The following is a 17,275-nucleotide window of genomic DNA, read 5'->3' as shown; positions in this document are numbered from 1 at the left end:
AGTCACCACTATCTTAACACCTCTACCCCACCCCGACGCTGATCCGAACTCAACGGCACGAGCCCACCACCCCCCAGCCCAGAAGCAAGAACCCAGCCCACCCCCCGAGAGGACGCGTCCAGGCAACCGGCAAGAACCGAGCCCGCCCCACCCCGCCCCCCAGACGCGACAGGACAAGCAGCCAAGCGCAGCACAGGACCCAGCGAGGTCCCTGACCCCTGGGGGCGGACATACGAGCCGTCCAACGGCGTCTGACCAGCAACTCTCGGGCGGCGAGCGATGGGGCGCGCCACCAGGGTCGGCGGGGGAGACGCCTTCTGGCGATGCACGTGAGGTGGGCGCCGGTGGGGCGCAGGAGGCAGGGCAGCGGGTGTCGGAGGGCGCGTGGCCGGGTGCCGCGCAGGATCCGGCGAAGGCGCTGAGTCCTGGAGGTGGACACGCGGGCCGTCCGGCGGCGTCTGAGCAGAAGACCCTGGGCGGCGAGCCGTGGGGCCCGACACCTGGATCGGCGGAGGAGACGCCTTCTGGCGGTGCACGTGAGGAGGGCGCCCCTGGGGCGCAGGAGGCCGGGCAGCGGGTGTCGGAGGGCGCGTCGTCGGGTGCCGGGCAGGATCCGGCGAAGGCGCTGCGTCCTGGGAGCGGACGTGAGATAGGCGCGGGCCCCTCGTCAGTGGTTGGGCAATGGGCGGCGGGCGGTGAACCGTCGGGGGCGGCGCGTGCTGGCGGCGGGTGGGAGGTCCGGCTTGTCAGGGAGGACGAGGCTGGCGGGCTGGCGGCAGGTGATGAGCGGGCGGGTGAGTTGGAAGGTGCGGCGTCAGATGACGAGCGGGTGAGTGCGGCGGAGGACTCGGAAGCGGCGCTGGGGGCCGGGAGTGGACGTGAAGTGGGTGCCGGGTGGCCGCAGGACGTTGATCGGCAGGTGTCAGGCGAGCAGCGGATGGGCTCGGCATCGGAATCAGTTGAGCTGACGCCTCCGGAAGGCGGCCGTCAGGTAGGTGCGGGTGTGGAGCAGGGGGGCGGCTGGCGACTGTCGGATGGAGGGGGCCAGGAACAAGGTCCGGCGGACGCGATGAGTGCCGCGGACGGAGCGGGCGTGGGTTCGTTCTGGGAGCGGCAGGGCGGTCGGCAGATGCCGGACGGCGAGCGGTGGGGGGCGGCGCGTTCGGGAGAGGCGCATTGGTCGGGCGGTGCGGTAGGCGACCGTGGGCAGGTGCCGGAGCAGGGGTCGACTGGGGCGACTTCCCAAGTGGGGGCTCCTACTGGTGAGGCGGGCGGGGATCAGTGGACATCGGCGCTGGAAGGTTTGCGGGGGGCTGGGGTCGAGCACGCGGCGGGGGACCGGCCGTACTCGGTGAGGGAAGGTTCAGGGGTGGGTGGGCGTGCTCGGCCGAGCACGCCGCCGAGCACCTTGACGGGACGGGAGCGGGAGATCGCGCGGCTGGTGGCGCGGGGCTTGACCAATCGCGGGATCGCGGACGAGCTGGTGATCAGTCCCGCGACCGTCGCGCGGCACGTGACGAACATCCTCACGAAGCTGGGGTACTCGTCGCGTGCGCAGATCGCCGCATGGGTCGTCGACACGCTTTCCGCTGAGGATTAGGGGTGTGTACACATCCCTGAGGAGGCGCTGAATACGACCGTGCCTGCGTAGTCCGGTGCATGTGCTGGACGCGTCGTCCAACATAGCGTCGGTGCATGATCTCCAACGGTGTGGACGCGGCCGCCGCGTACCCGGGTGCGACCGTGACACGTGCCGTGTTCGGCGGCGCCGGCTCCGACCCCGCCAGGGCGGCCCGTTCAGCCGTGGCGGACGCGGCGTCCGGCCGGTCGCTGTCGTACGGGGAACTGGCCGTGCGGATGCGGGCCGCCGCGGCCGGGCTCGTGCGGGAAGGTGTCCGGCCGGGGGACGTGGTCGGGCTGCACCTGCCGGGCGGTCCCGAATTCGCCCTCGCGCTGCACGCGGTCACCGCCGCCGGTGCCGTCCCCTTCCTCGTGGGCGGGACGCCCGCCGACTCCGTGCGGCAGCTGGAGTCCGCCGGGGTCTCGACGGTGATCACTTGGCCGGGGCTCGCCGGCGACGTCCGCGCGCCGGGCCGACGGCTGTTCTGCTTCGGCGAGGAGCCGGGCACCGAGCCGTTCTCGGCGCTGCTCGGCGAGGTCCCGGCGCCGGCGGTTCCGGTGGACGCCGCCCGCGACCTCGCGCTCGTCGCCAACACCGGCGACCCGCCCGGACCGGTCCGGACGGTCCGCCTCACCCACGCGGAGGTGGTCGCCGGCCTGGTCCGGGTCGCCGAGGCCGGCATGATCGGCGCCGCCGACACGGTGCTGACCGCGCTGCCGCTCACCGGCGTCCTCGGTCTGAACGGTGTCCTCAACCCGGGCCTGCGGCTCGGCGCCACGGTCGTCGCCTTCACCGGCGGAGGCCGCCATGACCTGCTGCGCGCCCTGCAGCGGTGGCGCGCGACCGTGGCGGTGCTGCCGCCCGCGCTCGTGGAGGCGCTCGCCCACGATCGCGCCGTCGGCCGCTACGACCTGCGGTCGCTGCGCGCGGTCGTCACCGCCGGCGGGCCCCTCGCCGCGGAGGACGCGCGCGCCGCCGCGGCCCGGCTGGGGTGCCCGGTCCGGCAGGCGTACGGGCTCGCCGAGGCCGCCGGCATCACGCATCTCAACCTGCGTGCCGCCGAGGAGGGCACGCTGGACTCCGTCGGACGCGGCCTGCCCGGCGTGATGTGGTGCGTCGTCCACCCGCGGACCGGTGCCCGCCAGCCGTCCTACCAGCCCGGAGAGCTGTGCGTGCGGCTGCCGGTGGCGCGGACCGCGGCCGTTCCCGTGCGCTGGCTGCCGACCGGCGACTCCGCGTTCGCCGACGACCACGGCCGCGTGTTCGTGCTCGGCCGAGTGGGCCGCGGCCGGCCCGAGCCGCCCGCCGACCCCCAGGCCGTGCTCGCCGCGCATCCCGCCGTGTCCGACGCGGCCGTCGCGCCCGTCCCCGACGACGACCTGGGACTGGTGCCGCACGCGTTCGCCGTCGTCACCGACGAGACCTCCGCGGCCGACCTGCTCGCCTACCTCGACACCCACGCCGCCGGACGCCGCGGGATCGTCGCCGTGCACCTCGTCGACGAGATCCCCCGCGACCCCGCCGGACGCGTCCGCCGCCGCACCCTCCTCGCCCGCGCCGGCCTAGACCGCTTCCCATGACCCCCGACCATGACTGCATCCGACGCCAACTCCAGCCGCGTCCCGCGCCGCCGCCGGCTTCGGCCGCAACGCGTGCCAGCGCCGGCCGTGGCCCTCCTGCTGGCGCCGGCTCCGGCCGTGTCCCGATGCCGACGTGCCGGCGCTGGCTTCGGCCGCCTCGGGGTGTTGGCGCTGGCCGTGGCTACACGCCGTGCTGGCGCTGGTCTCGGTCGCACCCCGGTGTCGGTGCGGTGTCCGTTTGGGGTGCGTTCTCGTGGCTGGTTGGCGGTTGCTCCTGTGATGAGAGGTGGTCTTGGAGTCCTTCTCGGTTGCGTGCTGGCCCTGCTTGTTCTCGACGGGCGCTGGCGTCGGCCCCTGCGGTTTCGGCCACGTCCCTGCGGCTGTCCGGCTGTCTCGGGCGGGCTCTTTGGCAGGCGGCGGCTCGGGCATCGCTTCTGGGGGGCTTTGGTGGTGGTGTTTGTAGTGATTTGTGTGTTCCGGGAGGTGCGGGACGGTGGGGCTTTTTGGTGGGGCGGTGTGGAGGCGCTCGTTTGTGAGGGGGCGTCCTGCCTGGCTCGGGTGGCTACATATGGCTCTACATAGTTCTTCGGATGTGGCGGGGGAGGGCGGAGCGTACGGTTCCGGCATGCTGCAGGGAGAGACCGGTGCGGTCGGAGTCGCCGATGCGACGGTGACGCGGACCGTGCTGGCGGCGATGGACGGCGGCGGCGACCGGACGGCGGTCGCCGCGCGGGGGCGGGAGCTCGGCCGCGCGCGGTTCGCCGAGGCGGTCCCGGCCGCGGCGCGGGGACTGCGGTGGCACGGGGTGCGCGGCGGCGATGTCGGCGCGATCCATCTGGCGGACCCCTGCGACCTCGCGCTCGCCGTGCACGCGGTCGGCGCGGCCGGTGCCGTGCCCGCGCCGCTGCCGCCGGGCGCGTCGGCGGCGGAGCTTGCCGTGATGATGAACGAGGCGGGCGCGCGGTTCCTGCTGACGGGGGAGGAGACCGCCGCGAGGTCGATGGCCGCGGCGGACGACTCGTACGTGCGGCAGGTCTTCGCGTTCGGGGATGTTCCGGGCACCACCCCGTTCGATCGTCTGCTGGAGACGGGCGCCGGTCAAGGTGAGGCGCCGTCCCCGGATCCGCTGCGCGACGCGGCCCTGCGGCTCACCGGCCCGCGCGAGGACGTCACCCACGCCGACCGGCTCGCGGACCTCTACCGGCTGGGCGGCGCCGTCGCGCTGGGGGAGGACGACGTCCTCGTCTGCTGCGGTGCGGACGTGCCGGTGCGGACGTGGGTCGGGCTCATCGACCTGTGCCTCGTCCAGGGGGCGGCGTTCGCCGGGGTGCCGGAGCCGGGCGCCCGGGACCTGCTGGAAGCGCTTCTCCGGTATGAGGCGACCGCCGTGGTCGTCGGTCCCGCGAAGCTGCGGGCGCTGGCCTTCGACCACGGCGCGGTGTCGATGCCGGGCGTCCAGGTTCTGGTGGCGGGAGAGCCGTCCCCGGAGGCCGCGCACGCCTGCCGGAGCAGGCACGGCTGGACGGTGTCGCCGCTCTGCTGAGGGCCCCGGAATGCAGCGTGCCGCCTTCCCGTGCAGGCGCTCACGGGAAGGCGGCACGCAGGTCCGCGGGAATGGTCAGGCGGGCCGGGGGATGGACTTGTGCTCCAGGTAGGCGTTCAGGCCCTCGGGGCCGAGCTCGCGGCCGAGCCCGCTGTTCTTGAAGCCGCCGAACGGGGTGTTGGGGTCGAGGCTGTAGAGGTTCACGCCGCAGCTGCCGGTGCGGATGCGGCGGGCGACCTCGACGCCGTGGTCGACGTCGCCGGTCCAGACCGAGCCGCCGAGGCCGTAGTCGCTGTCGTTGGCGATCCGGATCGCGTCCTCCTCGTCCTCGTAGGGGATCAGGACGAGCACCGGGCCGAAGATCTCCTCGCGGGCGATCCGCATGTCGTTGCGGACGCCGCCGAACACGGTCGGCGCGACGTACCAGCCGCGGTCGTGCGGCCGGTCCAGCCCGCCGGTGATGACCTTGGCGCCCTCGTCCTGGCCGATCCGGATGTAGTTCTCGACGCGCTCCTGCTGCCGCTTGGCGACGAGCGGGCCGATCTCGCTGGAGTAGTCGGACGGGTCGCCGACGGTGAGGCCGCCGACCATGGCCGCCAGGGCGTCGGCGACCTCGTCGTAGCGGCGGCGGGACGCGAGGATGCGGGTCTGCGCGGCGCACGCCTCGCCGTTGTTCATCAGCGAGGCCATCTTGAAGCCCTCGACGGTGGACGCGAGGTCGGCGTCGTCCAGCACGATCGCGGCGGACTTGCCGCCGAGTTCGAGGGTGACGCGCTTGAGCTGCTCGCCGCAGACCGCGCCGATCCGGCGTCCGGCGGCGGTGGAGCCGGTGAAGGACACCTTGTCGACGCCGGGGTGCGCGACCAGGTAGGCGCCGACCTCGCGGCCCGCCGGGACGATGTTGACGACGCCGTCCGGGATGCCCGCCTCCTTGATCCACTCGGCCAGCAGGTAGCTGTCGAGCGGGGTCTCGGGGGACGGCTTGGCGACGACGGTGCAGCCGGCGATCAGCGCGGGCGCGAGCTTGAGCATCAGCGTGAACTGGGGCACGTTCCACGGGACGATCGCGGCGACGACGCCGACCGGCTCGCGGGTGACGGTGACGGGCCCGAGCATGCCGGGCCGCTCCTCCTCCCAGGCGTAGGTGCCGGCGAGGTCGACGTAGTACTGCAGCACCATCTGCGGGATCGCGGCCTGCCCGAACACCGAGAACAGGATCGGCGAGCCCATCTCGGCGGTGACGAGGTCGGCCATCTGCTGCTGCCGCTCGGCGTAGATCGCCGACAGCCTGCCGACCTTCTCGGCGCGCTCGGCGGGGGTCATCCGCGGCCAGGGGCCCTGGTCGAAGGCGCGCCGGGCGGCGGCGACCGCGGCGTCCATGTCGGCCTCGGTGCCGTCGGGCACGCGCCCGATGACCTCCTCGGTGTGCGGGGAGATGACCTCGATGGTGCCGGTGCCGGCCGGTGCCGTCCACTCGCCGCCGATGAACAGCCGATCGTGCTCGCGCATGCTGAAGTGCCTCCTGCCGGGGGTCCGCGGAGAGTCGGAGCGCATCCGGTGACCGAATGCTTGCTTGGCTCAGCATTGCACGCGGTCGAGGGGGGTTGGCAAGAGAAATGAGACTAGAGTCTCATCCGGCGAGCAGATGGGCGTTGGGCTCGCGCGCCGCACCGGCCAGCTCCGGCAGTTCGACCAGCTCCACGCCCGCCGCCGCCAGGATCTCCGCGCCCGTGCCCTCGACGAACAGCGACGGCTCCCGCCACGCGAACACCACCCGCCGCGCGCCCGCCGCGACGATCAGCTCCGCGCACGGGCGCGGCCGCGACGCGCGGTTCCCGCACGGCTCCAGCGAGCTGTAGACGGTCGCGCCGCGCAGCACCCCGCCGGACTTGGCGATCGCCGCCTCCTCCGCGTGGTCGTGCGGGTCGCCCTCCCGCGAGTGCCCGCGCGCGATCTCCCGGCCGTCCGCGCCGACGATCACCGCGCCCACCGAGAACGCCGTCTTCGACGGCGGGCACAGCGTCGCCAGGTCGCAGGCCAGCGCCAGCCACCCGGCGTCGTCCATGATCGCGTCAGCCACGCTCGCCTCCCGCCAGGTACCGCAGCAGCGCCAGGTCGCCGATCCGGGTGATCTCCTCCAGCCGCATCGGGCGCTCCGGCGACTGCGGGAACACCCCCGACCGGACGAACCGCGGCGCCGACGGGTCGCCGATGAAGAACGGCGCCACGACCAGCTGCAGCTCGTCGACCAGCCCCGACGTCAGGAACAGGGTGTGGACCGCGCCGCCGCCCTCCACCATCAGCCGCCGCACGCCGCGCGCCGCCAGGTCGGCCAGCACCGCCGCGAGCTCCGGCGGCTCGCCCGCGTCGACCACCTCGCCCGCCCCGTCCAGCCGCGCCGCCAGCTCCGCGGCCATGCCCGACGGCGCGTACACGAGCTTCGGCGACTCGCCCGTGGTGAAGAACCGCGCCCCGGGATCCAGGTCGCCGCTCCAGGTCAGCGTCACCTTGGTGAGGTCGGGCGGCAGCCCGCGCTCGGCGCGCCGCTCCCGCCGCGCCTGCGAGCGGATCAGCAGCTTCGGGTCGTCGGCCCGGACGGTCCCGGCGCCGACGAGGATCGCGTCGCAGGTCGCGCGCACCGCGTCGACCCGGTCGAAGTCCGCGGCGCTGGACAGCCGCAGCCGCTCCGGCGCCGCGTCGTCGATGTACCCGTCCACCGACATCGCGCAGCTCAGCAGCACGTAAGGACGATCACTCACCCGCCCAGACTAGGGCGTGCCCGCGGGCTCTCCGTCCGCGCGCCGGGCGGCGAGGCGCTCGGCGAGGACGAGCGCGGTGCGACGCCCGGGCGCATCGCCGAGGACGGCCTCGACCAGCGTCCCGGCCTCGCCGTCCAGCCCCAGTTCGAGCAGCGCTTCGGCGAGGTCGACGCGCGGGTCGAACAGCGACGCCAGCCTGAGCCCCGTGTAGCCGAGCCGGACGGTCCCGTGCACGCTCACCGCGGTGCGCAGCCATTGCGCGGCTTCGTCCGTCCTGCCCTGGCCGAGCATCGACCGGCCCAGCCAGTAGGCCGCCTCGTTGAGGGCCGGCTCCCGTTCCCGCGCCTCGAAGGCGATCCGCAGGAGCGGTTCGGCCTGCCCGTGCGCGCCGCGCCGGACCATCGCGCGTCCCGCGAGCCAGCCGCAGAACGGATGGCCGTTTCCGGCCGCGACCGCCCACATGCGCTCGGCCTCGTACGGGTCGCCGTACTCGTCGGATTCGGAGCCCGCCCACCAGGCGGCCTTGCCGTGGCCGAGGCGCGCGGCGCGGCGCAGCCACTTCCCGGCGCCGAACTCGTCGTCGGTGCGCAGGCACAGGCTCCCGACGCGCTCGATCAGGGCGACGTCGGAGTTGTCCGGTTCCGGTTTCGTGTGAGCGTGTCCGGCCGCGGGGAGCAACGCGGCCAGGACCACGGAATTCACCGCACCGCAGTCGGCGAGCACGTCGCCCAGCGTCGCCGCCGCAGCGGAGTCCCCGGCGTCGGCGGCGGCCCGGAGCGCGGCGATCGCCTCGTCCGACCGGTCAGGCACGGGGTCCTCGTCCCGGTACTTCTCGACGAGCCGCAGCCCGTCCTCGAAGTCCTTCGGCTCGACGAGGCCGCCGGCCTGCTCGCCGTACGCGCGGTACCGGCGTTCGGCCTCGTCCAGCCGCCGCCGCTTCAGCATCAGGACCGCCAGGCTCCACTGCGCCTCCGCGTCGCCCGCGTCCGCCGCCTCGCGCAACCGCGCTTCGGCGCCGGTGAAGTCGGCGTGCTCGCGCAGCATCAGCCCGAGGACGTAGAGCAGGCGGCTCTCGCCGGGGAACCGCCGCGTGCCCTCGTCCAGGACGCGGCGCGCCTCGTCCCACCGGCCGAGGTCGTCCAGCAGGAACGCCTCGGCGATGAGCGCACTGGACGCCCCGGCGCCGGCCGCGCGGTCGAAAAGGGCCAGCGCCTCGTCCAGCAGGTCGGGGAACCTCCCGAACGAGCCGGTGCACTCCGTCAGGGACTCGACGGTGTCGAGGGCCGCTTTCGGGTCTTCGTCCTGCTCCGCCGCCGCGATGCCCTCCGCGACGCCTTGCAGAAGAGCGGTGATGTCTTCGTGCTCCTCCAGCGCGTCGGCGGCCACGTCGTCGCCTTCGTCCGCCGCCTCGCGCAGCACGGGAAGCGCGTCCTGCGGACGGCCGCGCCGCGCCGTCAGCATCGCCCCGTTGGTCTTGCACTCCAGGCTGCCCAGCGCCGCGCCCGCCGCGTACCACTGCTCGGCGCCGTCCAGGTCACCGGACTTCTCCAGCAGCGTCGCCAGCCCGAACGCGCATCCGCCGTCGGTCCGCGCGGCGGTCCGGTACCAGCGCTCGGCGTCCTCGTAGAGGCCGCGGTCGCGCATCGCGATGCCGAGCGTCCGCGCCGCGACCGCGTCCCCGCCCCGCGCGTCCGCCTCCAGCAGCGCCACCGCCGCGTCGTCGAGGTACCCGTCGGCCGGCACCGCACGGCCCGGCCGCGGCGAAGAATGATCACTCACCGGCCCAGCGTAGAGCGGTCCCGGCCCTGCTGAACCAGCACGCGAGCGCGCTATCTGACCGGTGGGGCGAGGCCGAAGGCAAAGCCCCACCGGGAAGCTCGCGAAGCGAGGTCGCGCTCGCCCAAGACCGGTCAAGGGCCGAGCCGCCAGGCGAGGTCTTTGGACCGGGATTGCAGCTAACACGGCGTTTCTGTGCCGGATGTGTCGGAGGTGGTGCCTATGGTTGCTGCGACATGCGAATCCTGCACACCTCCGACTGGCATCTCGGCAGATCTTTCCACCGCGAGGACCTGCTGGCCGCGCAGGCGGCGTTCGTCGACGACCTCGTCGCGACCGTGCGAGAGCAGCGGGTCGACTGTGTGCTCGTCTCCGGCGACGTGTACGACCGGGCGCTGCCCGCGGTCGACGCGGTGCGGCTGTGCGACGAGGCGCTCGCCCGGCTCGCCGAGCTGACGCGGGTCGTGCTCATCGCCGGCAACCACGACTCGGCGCGCCGGCTCGGCTTCGGCTCGGCGCTGATGGACGGGGCGGGCGTGCACGTCCGCACCGACTTCGCGCGGGTCGGCGATCCCGTCGTCGTCGGCGACGCCGCGATCTACGGCATCCCGTACCTGGAGCCCGAGCTCGTCCGGCATCCCTGGGAGCTGGACGAGCGCAGCCACGCCGCCGCGCTCACCGAGGCGATGCGGCGGGTCCGCGCGGACGCGGCGGAGCGTCCGGGCCTGCGCTCGGTCGTGCTCGCGCACGCCTTCGTGACCGGCGGGGAGAGCAGCGAGAGCGAGCGCGACATCTCGGTCGGCGGTTCGGCGCAGGTGTCGGCATCGGTGTTCGACGGCGTCGACTACGCGGCGCTCGGGCATCTGCACGGCCGCTGGGCCATCACCGACCGCGTGCGCTATTCGGGGTCGCCGCTGGCGTACTCGTTCTCCGAGGAGCACCACGTCAAGGGTTCGTGGCTCATCGACCTGCGCGAGGACGGCGTCGAGGCGGAGTTCGTGGAGGCGCCCGTCCCGCGGCGTATCGCGCGCGTCCGGGGCCGCATCGACGACCTGCTCAGCGGCGCGGAGTTCGAGAAGTACGAGGACCGCTGGCTGCAGGTCACGCTGACCGATCCGCGCCGCCCGTCGTCGGCGATGGAACGGCTGCGCCGCCGGTTCCCGCATGCGCTCGTCCTCGGCTACGACCCGGAGGGCGGCGGCACCGACAATGCGCGGACGTGGACCGAGCGAGTCCGCGAGCGGTCGGAACTCGACATCGCCGGCGATTTCGTCGCGGAGGTGACCGACGGCCCCGCGACCGGTGAGGAGCGCGCGCTGCTGCACGAGGCGTTCGAGCACTGCCGCCGGAAGGAGGCGCTCGCGTGAGGCTCCACAGGCTGGAGGTCGCCGCGTTCGGCCCGTTCTCCGGGACGGAGGAGATCGACTTCGACGCGCTGTCGGACGCCGGGCTGTTCCTCATCCAGGGCCGGACGGGCGCCGGCAAGACGAGCATCCTGGACGCGGTGTGCTTCGCGCTGTACGGGCAGGTCCCGGGCGTGCGGAACGCGGTGAAGGGCCTGCGCAGCGACCATGCGGCGCCCGGCACGGGCCCGCGCGTGGTGCTGGAGACGACGATCCGGGGCCGTCGGCTGCGGGTCACGCGGTCGCCGGCGTGGGAGCGGCCGAAGCTGCGCGGGTCCGGCACGACGACCGAGCACGCCAAGGTGATCCTGGAGGAGTTCGAGCGCGGCGGCTGGACGGGTCTCACCACCCGGCTGGACGAGGCGGGCGACCTGATCTCGCGGCTGCTCGGGATGAGCGCCGCGCAGTTCTGCCAGGTCGCGCTGCTGCCGCAGGGCGAGTTCGCGGGCTTCCTGCGCGCGGGCGCGGACGAGCGCCGCAAGGTGCTGGAGCGGCTGTTCGCGACCGAGGTGTTCACCCAGGTGGAGAAGTGGCTCGCCGACCGGCGCGCCGCGGCGGGCCGGGACGCCGCCGAGCTGGCCGCCGCCGCGACCTCGATCGCGGACCGGGTCGCGGAGGCGACGGGCGCCGCACCGCCGCGCGGCGAGCGGGCGGCGGTGCCGGCGCCGCGCCGCGGCGAGCAGGTGCCGGAGCCGGCCGCGGACGTGGAGGTGCTGCCCGCGTGGGCGGCCGAGCTGGCGGGCGGGCACGCCGACGTCCGCGCCGCCGCCGAGGAGCTGCGTGCCGAGGCGGACGCGGCGGTGCAGGCGGCGCGGGATGCGCTGGAGGCCGGCCGGGAGGTGGCGGAACGGCGCAGGCGGCACGCCGACGCCCTGGCACGCCGTGACGCGCTGGCCGCGCGCGCGGAGGAGCGGTCGCGGCTGGCGTCCGCGCTCGACGCCGCCGCACGCGCCGACCGCGTCGTCCCGCTGGTACGCGCCGTGCAGGACAGGCACGCGCGCGCGGGGCAGACGCGCCGCTGGGCCGAGGAGACCCGTTCCCGGGTCGCGGCGCTGCTCCCGCCCAACGCGTCGGAGGACGTGCTGGCGAAGGCAGAGCGCGCGCGCCGCGACGAGATGGCGAAGCTGGCGGACCGCCGGCAGGAGGCGGCGCGCCTCGGCGAACTGGAGGCCGAGCGGGCGGAGCTGGCCCGCGAACTGGAGCGCCTTGAGCCGGAGGAGGCGCGGATCGCCGCGGCCCTCGCCGACCTGCCCGGCATCGTGGCGCGGCGCCGTGCCGAGCTGGACGAGGCCAACATCGCCGCGGCCGGACGTCCGGGCGCCGAGGCCGCGGTGGCCGACGCGCGGCGGCGGCTCGACGCGGCGCACCGCCGCGACCAGGTCGGGCACCTGCTCGACGAGGCGGAGGCCGCCCACCGCGACGCGGTCGACGCCGCGCAGGACGCCCGGCAGCACGTCCTCGACCTGCGGCAGGCGCGGCTCGACGGGATGGCGGCCGTCCTCGCCGAGGAGCTGAAGGACGGCGAGCCCTGCCGGGTCTGCGGGTCCACCGAGCACCCCGCCCCGGTCACCTCGCTCGCGCTGATCCCGACGGAGGAGCAGGTCGACGAGGCGCAGGCCGCCGCCGACCGCGTCCAGGAGAGCCGGGAGGACGCGGCGCGCCAGGTCGAGGCGCTGCGCACCGAGCGCGACGGGCTGCTGGAGACCGTCGGCGAGGCGGCCGCCGAGGCCCTCGCCGGCGAGCTGGACGAGGCGGAGGCACTGCTCGCCGCGGCGACGGCGCGCGCAGCGGAGGCCGACCGGCTGGAGAGCGCCCTGCACCGCGACGAGCAGGAGCTCGAACGGGTCCGCGACGCGCGCGACGGCAACGTCCGGGCGCTCACCGCGAACCGCACCCGGCGCGCGGAGCTCGACGCCGAGGAGAAGCGGCTGCGCGCTGCGCTGGACGAGGCGCGCGGCACCGACCCGACCCTGGAGGCGCGCATCGACCGGCTCGGCCGCGAGGCCGGCGCGCTCGCCGAGGCGATGGACGCGCTCCGCGAGGCCGACCGCGCCGCCGACGAACTCGCCGCCGCCCGCGCGCGCGCCAAGGCCACCGCCGAGGAGGAGGGCTTCCGCACGCCGGACGAGGTGCTCGCCGCCGCGATGCCGGACGAGGACCAGGCCGGCCTGCGCGACAGGCTCCGCCGGTTCGACGACGAGGAGGCCCTCGTCCGCGACCTGCTCGCCGACCGGGCACTGGCCGAGGCCGCCGCCGGGCCCGCCCCCGGCCTGGACGCGCTGGAGTCGGCGCTGGCGCTCGCCGAGGACGCCCGCGCCGGCGCCGCGTCCGCCGCCGACCGGGCCCGGCACCGCTGCGAACGCCTCGCGCGGCTGCGCGCGGACCTCGCCGCCGCCGTCGGCGCCTGGCATCCGGCCGCGGAGCGGTACCGGGTCGCCGAGCGGCTCGCCGGGCTGGCGTCCGGCAAGCACGCCGCGAACCGGCGCTCGATGTCGCTGTCGGCGTACGTGCTGGCCGCGCGGCTCGAGCAGGTCGTGGCCGCCACGAACGAGCGGCTCGGCCGGATGTCGGGCGGCCGGTACGCGCTCGTGCACACCACCGACAAGGCGGCGGGCGACCGCAGCCACGGCGCGGGCGGGCTCGGGCTGCGCGTCGCCGACGCGTGGACGGGCCTGGAGCGCGACCCGGTGACGCTGTCGGGCGGCGAGTCGTTCATCAGCTCGCTGTCGCTGGCGCTCGGCCTCGCCGACGTCGTCACCGCGGAGGCGGGCGGCGCGGAGATCGGCACGCTGTTCGTCGACGAGGGCTTCGGCACCCTCGACGAGGACACCCTCGACGAGGTGATGGACGTGCTGGACGGACTGCGCGACGGCGGCCGCGCGGTCGGCATCGTCAGCCACGTCGCGGAGCTGCGCGCCCGGATCCCGGCGCAGCTCCGCGTCACCAAGGAGCGCACCGGCTCCACCGCCCGCATCGTGGTCTGAGCGGGCGGTTCCGCGGCGCGCCGGTCAGGGTTTGCGGCCGACCCCCGCCACCAGCCAGCCCGTCGCGGGCTCGTGCGGGCGGTCGGGGCGCCATTCGGGCGCCGGGACGAGGCCGGGCTCGACCAGCTCCAGGCCGTCGAAGAAGGCGGTGATCCGGGACCGGGGCCGGGCGGTGAACACCAGGCCGTTCTCGGCGACGATCCGGTCCTGCAGGGCGCGCTCCTGCGGGGTCATCGCGTCGCCGGTGAAGTCGCAGATCGCCAGGTGGGAGCCCGGCGCCATCGCCTCGGTGAACGCGCGGACGACGCCGTCCGGGTCCTCCTCGTCGAGGATCGCGTCGAGCGTCGCGGTCATCAGCACGCCGATCGGGCGGCGCAGGTCGATGAGCGCGGTGACCTCGGGGTCGGCGAGGACCGCGTGCGGTTTGCGGGCGTCGCCGTGCACGGCCGCGGCGTTCGGCACCGCGTGCAGCAGCGCCTGGTAGTGGACGACGGCGACGCGGTCGATGTCGACGTACACGACCCGGCCGTCGGGGTCGCGGGCGTGCACGACCTCGTGCACGTTGCCCTTGCCGGGCAGGCCGCAGCCGACGTCGAGGAACTGCCGGACGCCCGCGTCCAGCATGTGGCGGACGGCGCGGCGCAGGAACTTGCGGTTCTCGCGGGGGAGCAGGCGGGCGGCCCGGAACGAGCCGAACACCTCGATGGCGATCTCGCGGTCGGCGCAGTAGTTGTCCTTGCCGCCGAGCGAGTAGTCGTAGATGCGGTTGAGGGCGGCGCCCGTGGAGCCGCGGCGGGAGGGCGGGGGGTAGGTCATGGTGTCCCCTCGACTGGGAGCGGGGGTGGGTCGAGGAGGCTCCAGTCTAATGGATCGTGATCACCGTGCGCACGTCCTCCATCGCGGAAAGCCACCATCGATGCCCGGTTTCTCGGCCGGGTCCAGGCCCGGGGCCGGGACCCGGCCGCGGCTCAGCGGGCGATGAAGTCCAGGATCACGTTGTGCACGTGGTGGCTCTTGTCGGCGCCGCGGAACTCGACCTCGTAGCAGATCGTCCCGACGTTGATCGCGATCGAGCCGGAGGAGAAGTACGGCCCCGCCCACGACTTGTTGCTGACCACGCTGACCGAGGTGATCTTGGAGTAGGGGATGCTGGTGATCGCGTACTTCTTGCCCGCGAAGCTCTTGTCCTGGATGATCACCCGCCGGTTCGTGAGCCCGACGAACCCGGTGCCGGTGCCGATCGCGTCGTACACCGCGATGACCTGCTCGCCGGGCAGCAGCCCGCTCTCGATCTGCTTGAGCTGGCCCGACCTGTCGTGCTCGACGCCGTCGCCCATGTCCGTCCTCCGTGCTCGTGGGTGGTCCGACACGTTTCGACGAGTAGGGGCCCCCGTCCGTTCCCGCCCGCGCGTGACAGGACGGCGCCGCGGGCCTTACGATCGCGTGCGGCTCACAGCCGCCACGGCCCCCCGGAGGTACCAGTGCGCGTCGGAACCGCCATCGTCCTCATCTGGCTGGTCATCGGCGCCATCGCCGCCGGCCAGCGGCACTACTACGACGACCGCAAGGCCAGCTGCGCCAAGGTCGGCACGATCGCGGTCACGATCCTCGCGGGGCCGCTCAACTACGTCGGCGTGAACCCGAAGGTGCACTGCAAGACGCCCCAGCCGAGCAAGTGACCGCGGCCGGGTGAGCGGCCGCCCGTTTTGACCGGACCGGGCCCTGCCTTTGCGCGGGACGGGGAACGTGCACCGGCATGGGCGAGTGGTTCTCCCGGGAGATCGCCGGCACCGGGCGGCTCCGGCTGTTCTGCTTCTTCGTGGCGTTCATCGCCGCGTTCCTGTTCATCCGGTTCAGCGTCCGGATGATCCGGCGCGGGGTGCGGTGGTGGCCGGGGAACGTCGCGCCCGGCGGCCGGCACGTCCACCATGTCGTGTTCGGGCTGGTGTTCATGTGCGTCGGCGGGGTCGGCGGCCTCGCGGTGACCGACGGCTCGTCCCGGTGGGCGGCGGCGTCCGCGGCCCTGTTCGGGGTGGGGATGGCGCTGGTCCTGGACGAGTTCGCGCTCGTCCTGCACCTGAAGGACGTCTACTGGACCGAGCAGGGGCGGCTGTCGGTCGAGGTCGTGTTCGTGGCGGTGGCGCTGTGCGGGCTCATGCTGCTCGGGCTGCGCCCGCTGGGCGCGGACGCGTTCGTCAGCGAGAAGGACACCGGCGGCGGATGGGGCCTGGCGGCCGTGCTGCTGATCGACCTCGGCCTCGCGGTGGTCGCCCTGCTGAAGGGCAAGATGTGGACGGGGCTGATCGGGCTGTTCATCGGGATCGTGGCGCTGGTCGGCGCGATCCGGCTGGCGCGTCCGGGGTCGCTCTGGGCGCGGCGTCGCTACCGGCCGGGCTCGCGCAAGGAGCGCCGGGCGCTGGCGCGGGAACGCCGGTACCGGCGGCCGGTGCAGCGGCTCGCGGGCGCCGTGGGCGACTGGATCGCGGGCCGCCCCTCGATCCGGGGGTGAGGGCCGCTAGCCGGGCGGCCGGTTCAGGACGGCGGGCGCGGTCCTCCTCGGGTCCAGCGGGATGCAGCCGATGCTGCGGCCCTGGTCGTCCAGGAGCCGGCCCACCCGCTTGACCCATTTCAGCGTCACCGACTGCTCGACGATCTGGATCTCGGGGAACAGCGAGACGAGCCGGGCCTGGTACGCCGCGAGCTCGTTCATGCCGTGCACCCAGACGTTGACCATGAGGTTGGCGCGGCCGACGACCGAGCAGACCATGCGGGCCTCGCGCATCGTCGCGATCCGGTCGGCGACGGCCTGCAGCCGCGGCGGCGGGACGTTCAGCCACAGCATCCCCGTCACCCGCCATCCGGCGAGCCAGTGCGCGGCCTCGCAGCGCAGCACCGCCCGGCCGCTGGCCAGCATCCCGGTCACCGCCCGCCGCACCCGCGCCTCCGACATGCCGAGCTCGGCGGCGAGCGCGGCGTGCGGGCGGCGGCCGTCGGGGGAGAGCGCGACCACCACCGCCACCTCGTCGGGGCGCAGCGGCCCGGGCTCGTTCCCGGACCCGGATCCGCCGCCGCGCTCCAGGTCGCGGCGCTGGTCCTGGCTGAGCGAGTCCAGCCGCCACCGGCTCGCCTCGCGGTGCAGGCGGTGGCTGAGGTGGGTGCGGGTGAAGGTGACGCCGTCGATCGCGCCGAGCCGGTCCAGGACGTACTCGCTGACGGCGGCGACGCTCATCGCGCTGACGGTCAGCAGCAGGTCGCGGTTGCCGGTGGTGTGCTCCACGCTGCCCGCGCACGGGTCGGTGGCGATCTCCGCGGCGATGCGCTGGTTCGCGCCGGGCAGGCAGCCGACCTCCACCAGCGCGAACGCGCCGTAGTCCAGCTGCGACGGGCCCGCCGAGGAGGTCACCCACGCCTCGCCGGACGCGCTGAGCCGCGCCCAGCGGCGCGACAGCGTCGCGGCGTCGACGCCGAGCGGGCGGGCGAGCCGCGCCCAGGACGCGCGCGGGTCGTGCTGCAGCGCGTTGACCAGCGCGAGGTCGAGTTCATCCATCTGCCGGTTCCGTGCAGGCAGGGGGGTGTTCGCGCGGCATTCGTGCAATCTACTCGATATTT

General features: G+C 74.6%; 14 protein-coding genes. 7 read left to right on the top strand and 7 right to left on the bottom strand.

The window, feature by feature from the left end; all coding sequences use genetic code 11:
* Positions 1-1,369: 1,369 nt before the first annotated feature.
* The 3 genes from J4709_RS07700 to J4709_RS07690 all read left to right on the top strand — a co-directional run bounded on the left by J4709_RS07700 (position 1,370) and on the right by J4709_RS07690 (position 4,744).
* Positions 1,370-1,600 (top strand): response regulator transcription factor, encoded by a 231-nt coding sequence (locus J4709_RS07700; RefSeq protein WP_372442043.1) that lies wholly within the window; start codon positions 1,370-1,372, stop codon positions 1,598-1,600.
* 95 nt (positions 1,601-1,695) lie between these two features.
* Entirely contained in the window at positions 1,696-3,201 is a 1,506-nt protein-coding gene (locus J4709_RS07695) for an AMP-binding protein (protein WP_208238490.1), read from the top strand.
* Positions 3,202-3,826: 625 nt separating this feature from the next.
* Positions 3,827-4,744, top strand: a complete 918-nt coding sequence (locus J4709_RS07690; RefSeq protein WP_208238488.1) for an AMP-binding protein — start codon at positions 3,827-3,829, stop codon at positions 4,742-4,744.
* A gap of 75 nt (positions 4,745-4,819) precedes the next feature.
* On the opposite strand, the gene J4709_RS07685 is transcribed toward J4709_RS07690, so the two are convergent.
* The 4 genes from J4709_RS07685 to J4709_RS07670 all read right to left on the bottom strand — a co-directional run bounded on the left by J4709_RS07685 (position 4,820) and on the right by J4709_RS07670 (position 9,282).
* A complete protein-coding gene (locus J4709_RS07685; protein ID WP_208238486.1) occupies positions 4,820-6,253 on the bottom strand; it encodes an aldehyde dehydrogenase in 1,434 nt (477 codons plus the stop codon).
* 121 nt (positions 6,254-6,374) lie between these two features.
* Positions 6,375-6,809, bottom strand: coding sequence for a cytidine/deoxycytidylate deaminase family protein (locus J4709_RS07680; protein ID WP_208238549.1), 435 nt, complete (start codon positions 6,807-6,809; stop codon positions 6,375-6,377).
* Positions 6,810-6,816: 7 nt separating this feature from the next.
* Positions 6,817-7,503, bottom strand: a complete 687-nt coding sequence (locus J4709_RS07675; RefSeq protein ID WP_208238484.1) for a RibD family protein — start codon at positions 7,501-7,503, stop codon at positions 6,817-6,819.
* Positions 7,504-7,512: 9 nt separating this feature from the next.
* A complete protein-coding gene (locus J4709_RS07670; protein ID WP_208238482.1) occupies positions 7,513-9,282 on the bottom strand; it encodes a tetratricopeptide repeat protein in 1,770 nt (589 codons plus the stop codon).
* A gap of 233 nt (positions 9,283-9,515) precedes the next feature.
* Here J4709_RS07670 and J4709_RS07665 point away from each other — a divergent pair, with 233 nt between their 5' ends.
* Complete coding sequence (locus tag J4709_RS07665) at positions 9,516-10,646, top strand: exonuclease SbcCD subunit D (RefSeq protein WP_208238474.1); 1,131 nt, start codon at positions 9,516-9,518, stop codon at positions 10,644-10,646.
* Complete coding sequence (locus tag J4709_RS07660) at positions 10,643-13,666, top strand: AAA family ATPase (protein WP_208238472.1); 3,024 nt, start codon at positions 10,643-10,645, stop codon at positions 13,664-13,666. Before J4709_RS07665 ends, J4709_RS07660 begins: the two co-directional genes overlap by 4 nt.
* 24 nt (positions 13,667-13,690) lie before the next feature.
* Here J4709_RS07660 and J4709_RS07655 read toward each other — a convergent pair whose 3' ends face one another.
* Together J4709_RS07655 and J4709_RS07650 are read right to left on the bottom strand one after the other, a co-directional pair.
* Positions 13,691-14,482 (bottom strand): SAM-dependent methyltransferase, encoded by a 792-nt coding sequence (locus J4709_RS07655; protein WP_208238469.1) that lies wholly within the window; start codon positions 14,480-14,482, stop codon positions 13,691-13,693.
* 152 nt (positions 14,483-14,634) lie between these two features.
* Entirely contained in the window at positions 14,635-15,003 is a 369-nt protein-coding gene (locus tag J4709_RS07650) for a PH domain-containing protein (protein WP_208238465.1), read from the bottom strand.
* A 144-nt stretch (positions 15,004-15,147) separates the two neighbouring features.
* Between J4709_RS07650 and J4709_RS07645 the strand changes: the two genes are divergently transcribed.
* Together J4709_RS07645 and J4709_RS07640 are read left to right on the top strand one after the other, a co-directional pair.
* Complete coding sequence (locus J4709_RS07645; RefSeq protein WP_173095051.1) at positions 15,148-15,345, top strand: hypothetical protein; 198 nt, start codon at positions 15,148-15,150, stop codon at positions 15,343-15,345.
* 77 nt (positions 15,346-15,422) lie between these two features.
* Entirely contained in the window at positions 15,423-16,175 is a 753-nt protein-coding gene (locus J4709_RS07640) for a hypothetical protein (protein WP_208238458.1), read from the top strand.
* 6 nt (positions 16,176-16,181) lie between these two features.
* Here the strand turns inward: J4709_RS07640 and J4709_RS07635 are convergent, their stop codons facing one another.
* Positions 16,182-17,213 carry an Lrp/AsnC family transcriptional regulator gene (locus tag J4709_RS07635; RefSeq protein ID WP_208238455.1) on the bottom strand — a complete coding sequence of 344 codons (1,032 nt, stop codon included), beginning with the start codon at positions 17,211-17,213 and terminating at the stop codon, positions 16,182-16,184.
* Positions 17,214-17,275 lie beyond the last annotated feature (62 nt).

Origin of the sequence: Actinomadura violacea, from assembly GCF_017573465.1 — a bacterium.
GTDB lineage: Bacteria > Actinomycetota > Actinomycetes > Streptosporangiales > Streptosporangiaceae > Spirillospora > Spirillospora violacea.
The sequence above is the reverse complement of the archived record's forward strand: the minus strand, read 5'-3'. Positions and strand labels throughout refer to the sequence as shown.

Bases quoted from the DNA above. Each gene is read 5' to 3' on its own strand.
- J4709_RS07695 (WP_208238490.1), top strand. From the start codon at position 1,696: ATGATCTCCAACGGTGTGGACGCGGCCGCCGCGTACCCGGGTGCGACC.
- J4709_RS07690 (WP_208238488.1), top strand. From the start codon at position 3,827: ATGCTGCAGGGAGAGACCGGTGCGGTCGGAGTCGCCGATGCGACGGTG.
- J4709_RS07685 (WP_208238486.1), bottom strand. From the start codon at position 6,253: ATGCGCGAGCACGATCGGCTGTTCATCGGCGGCGAGTGGACGGCACCG.
- J4709_RS07680 (WP_208238549.1), bottom strand. From the start codon at position 6,809: ATGGACGACGCCGGGTGGCTGGCGCTGGCCTGCGACCTGGCGACGCTG.
- J4709_RS07665 (WP_208238474.1), top strand. From the start codon at position 9,516: ATGCGAATCCTGCACACCTCCGACTGGCATCTCGGCAGATCTTTCCAC.
- J4709_RS07655 (WP_208238469.1), bottom strand. From the start codon at position 14,482: ATGACCTACCCCCCGCCCTCCCGCCGCGGCTCCACGGGCGCCGCCCTC.
- J4709_RS07650 (WP_208238465.1), bottom strand. From the start codon at position 15,003: ATGGGCGACGGCGTCGAGCACGACAGGTCGGGCCAGCTCAAGCAGATC.
- J4709_RS07640 (WP_208238458.1), top strand. From the start codon at position 15,423: ATGGGCGAGTGGTTCTCCCGGGAGATCGCCGGCACCGGGCGGCTCCGG.
- J4709_RS07635 (WP_208238455.1), bottom strand. From the start codon at position 17,213: ATGGATGAACTCGACCTCGCGCTGGTCAACGCGCTGCAGCACGACCCG.